The sequence below is a fragment of the Vibrio rubrogenes genome (assembly GCF_059641415.1).
On sequence record NZ_JCARSY010000113.1, the window covers coordinates 1 to 682 of the forward strand.

1 protein-coding gene and 1 pseudogene are annotated in these 682 nt (G+C 38.7%); one reads left to right on the forward strand and one right to left on the reverse strand.

What is annotated here, in order from left to right:
- A partial coding sequence (fos, locus tag AC55NX_RS20775; protein ID WP_496997459.1) for a fosfomycin resistance glutathione transferase occupies positions 1-390 on the forward strand: 390 nt, incomplete at its 5' end.
- On the opposite strand, the pseudogene AC55NX_RS20780 reads toward fos, so the two are convergent.
- Positions 359-556, reverse strand: a pseudogene (locus AC55NX_RS20780) (transposase); the annotation flags it as partial. The gene fos and the pseudogene AC55NX_RS20780 sit on opposite strands and share 32 nt — an antisense overlap.
- Between the last annotated feature and the right edge of the window lie 126 nt (positions 557-682).

Genomic DNA, 682 nt, shown 5'->3' on the forward strand with positions numbered 1-682 from the left:
GGATTAAATCACATCACTCTTGCAGTTAGTAACTTGGAACGTTCACTTAAGTTTTATATCGATATTCTGGGTTTTACTGGGCATGTAAAATGGGATCGTGGGGCATATATTTCTATCGGAGATATGTGGTTTTGCTTATCGTGTGACTCACCATGTCCAAAAACTGATTATACACATATTGCCTTCGACATATCTCCTGAAGACTTTGAGCATTTTTCGTTACGTCTAATTTCCTTCGACATCGAAGTTTGGAAACAAAATAAAAGTGAAGGGCAGTCGTTGTATATTTTGGATCCCGACGGTCACAAACTCGAAATTCACGTTGGCTCGCTAAAAAGTAGGCTTGAGGTACTTAGAAGCAAACCATATAGTGGACTCGTTTGGCTTTAAACATAACAAACGAGTATATGGCGTCAAAAACCGGGTTAGATTGCATTGCAGACATCATGGCCATATACAGGACAGTACGCACTTGAGCACGCCCACCTTGGATAATTCATTTGCCTTTATAGCGACCACTTTCTCTGTTCATGGGTACAACACTGGTTCTAGTTGAGTTAGTTGGAGCTGTAATGAGCAATTAAATTCAGAGCCTTGTTAGTTCTCAAAACCTCATTTTGGATTCCTTTAATCACACTATTAACAGGCAAATTAAACCAAATAATCGAATACGTATTATATA